Source organism: Staphylococcus sp. GDY8P126P (genome assembly GCF_017891965.1).
GTDB lineage: Bacteria > Bacillota > Bacilli > Staphylococcales > Staphylococcaceae > Staphylococcus > Staphylococcus saprophyticus.
Map to the genome: position 1 here is coordinate 1 of NZ_JAESKG010000007.1, position 2,992 is coordinate 2,992.

Annotated in this window: 3 protein-coding genes; all 3 read left to right on the top strand. The window is 28.7% G+C overall.

Annotated features, from left to right (window positions below; all coding sequences use genetic code 11):
- Positions 1–706, top strand: a 706-nt coding sequence (locus tag KA893_RS10825) for a protein rep (RefSeq protein WP_210125776.1), incomplete at its 5' end; no start/stop codon positions are given.
- 982 nt (positions 707–1,688) lie between these two features.
- Positions 1,689–2,510, top strand: a complete 822-nt coding sequence (locus KA893_RS10830) for a putative RNA methyltransferase (RefSeq protein WP_049948317.1) — start codon at positions 1,689–1,691, stop codon at positions 2,508–2,510.
- A 183-nt stretch (positions 2,511–2,693) separates the two neighbouring features.
- A partial coding sequence (locus KA893_RS10835) for a protein rep (protein WP_142297390.1) occupies positions 2,694–2,992 on the top strand: 299 nt, incomplete at its 3' end.

The window sequence follows — 2,992 nt, forward strand, 5'->3', positions numbered from 1 at the left end:
TCAAAGAGTGATTGAAGAAGTGGTTAAAGAAAAGCCGAAAGCACGTTGGTTGTTTCTTACACTATCAACACGAAATGCGATAGATGGAGATACTTTAGAAAAAAGTCTTAAACATTTAACTGAATCATTTAGAAGATTATTTAAATATAAAAAAGTTAGTAAAAATTTAATTGGTTTTATGCGTTCGACAGAGGTTACAGTTAATAAAAATGACGGTAGTTATAATCAACATATGCATGTTTTATTGTGTGTTGAAAGTAAATATTTTAGAGGTTCTGAGAATTACATTTCTCAAAATGATTGGATTAATTTATGGCAAAAAGCATTACAAGTTAATTATCGGCCAGTAGCAAATATTAAAGCGATCAAACCAAATCAAAAAGGCGATAAAGATATTCAAGCAGCAATCAAAGAAACCTCGAAATATTCGGTTAAATCATCTGATTTTTTAACTGATGATGACGAAAGAAATCAGGAAATCGTGAATGATTTAGAAAAAGGTTTATACCGAAAACGTATGTTGAGTTATGGTGGATTGCTTAAACAAAAACATAAAATTTTAAATTTAGACGATGCCGAAGATGGCAATTTAATTAATACAAGTGACGAAGATAAAACAACAGACGAAGAAGAAAAAGCACATTCAATTACTGCAATTTGGAATTTTGAAAAACAAAATTATTACTTAAAAGATTTGAAACGTTAGCTTAAAAGCTAGCGTTTTTTTTATGTATTTTTGCCCCTGCAGGAACTATAGCGTTCAACCGGCATGGTTGACCAGTTTTACCATGAAAATTTTAATTTGCATGTAAATGGGCAGTGTCTGAAAAATTCGCCACTGGTTATGTACAAAAAATGAGATAAACAATTTAACTTTTTAAGTTATATAAATTTTAGGGAGTTCCAATCAAATTAGAAAAATATATATAAAAGTTATATCGTTTTTCTGGCTTATGTTTAAAAAGTACAAGTGATTGTATTTAAAATGACTTTAGCAACTTAAGTAATATGTCTTTTGAATACAAGTTAAATGTCAGAAAGATGTACCCTTATTTTGCTCATATTTGCGTTTTAAGAAACATATATAAATATACAGGTATAAAAATATATAAATATAGAGTTTGCTCTAAATACCCCCTTAAAATTCAAAATAAAGGCATTTAAAAATTAAGAAAATAAAAAAGCTACTAGCAAAAAACTAGTAGCTTAAATCTTAGTTAAATTTCTATGTAGTATTAATTTTTATATCTACGCTACAACGTCGATTCTAGTTCGTGCAGTATTAATTTTTATATCTGCGCTACAACGCCGATTCCTTAAAACTAAGATAAAAATTGACGAAGGTCGATTATGGTTTTTTACGCGTTCTTTTTAGAACGCATAAGTGCGCCCTTACGGGATTTAACTAGATTATAACGACGAAAAATAGACCTGTAAAGCAATAACAGTTGGGTCTACTTTGTCTACTGGGCAGACAAGAAAAGAACACGCATTTATGCCGAGAAAATTTATTGATGTTGAGAAGAACCCTTAACTAAACTTGCAGACGAATGTCGGCATAGCGTGAGCTATTAAGCCGACCATTCGACAAGTTTTGGGATTGTTAAGGGTTCCGAGGCTCAACGTCAATAAAGCAATTGGAATAAAGCAACTTTGTTATTTATAATTATTTGATTGGAGGTGTGAATATGTTTTTTAAGTGTTCTATATGTGATGAAAAATTAAAGAGAGGTTATAAAACTTTAGCATGTGAGAATAACCATACTTTTGATATTGCAAAAGAGGGTTATTCGAATTTAATTTCAGGGCATAAAAAAAGTAAATACGATAAAAAATTGTTTATTGCTAGAAGAGAATTGAATGATAGTAGCAATTTGTATTCGATATTAATTTCAAAAATCATAGAAATTATTAAAAAATATGAGATTAAAACTAAAAATAATGTGATAGATGTTGGTACTGGTGAGGGTTATATTTTAAATGAAATTAGTAAAACATTTCTTGGTGAAAATGAATTCTTAGGTATAGACATTGCAAAAGAAGGTGTAAAAAAAGCAGCAAAATCATATAAAAATATAAATTGGTTGGTTGCTGATCTAGCTGATATACCAGTTATGAATGGGAATGTAGACTTTTTAATTAATGTGCTTAGCCCTTCTAATTATGATGAGTTTAAAAGAGTTCTAGATAAAGAGGGGAAATTGATAAAAATAATTCCTAATAGTGATTATTTAAAAGAAATAAGGAATATAGTCTTTAGTAATCATAAAAATAAGGATTATGATAATTCTGAGGTTATAGATTTATTTGAAGCTAATTTTAATAAAATTGAAATGATAGACATTAGTTATAAGGTTAAATTAAATAAAGAAGAATTGAATAAATTACTTGATATGACGCCTTTAACGTGGAATTTAAGTGACGTAGAAAAAGAAGGAATAATTAAGAAAAACTTAAGTGAAATTACGATGAGTTTTAAGGTTTTGGTTGGTGGTTTTAAAACGAGTTGAAAACGAGTTTCTTCTTGTCTTGATACTATATAGAAATAACGTTCTTTTTTAAAATGTTGTTTCAAGCTTGATGTAACAGTGTTTTGAAAGATTTTTAGTGTATAAAATAAAATTTGACATAAAAAAACTCCAGTAATAAGATTAAAGTGTCGAGCTAAAATCAAATACTGGAGGTCTTTTTATATGCAAGACAATCATACAAAATATATAGATGAAAATCAAGATAATAAAACACTAAAAGACTTAACGAAAAGTGGGAAACAACGCCCGTGGAGAGAAAAGAAAATCGATAATGTAAGTTATGCAGATATACTAGAAATCTTAAAAATTAAAAAGGCTTTTAACGTAAAACAATGTGGTAACGTCTTAGAGTTCAAGCCTACTGATGAAGGTTATTTGAAGTTACATAAGACATGGTTTTGTAAATCAAAATTGTGTCCAGTTTGTAATTGGAGGCGTGCTATGAAAAATAGTTATCAAGC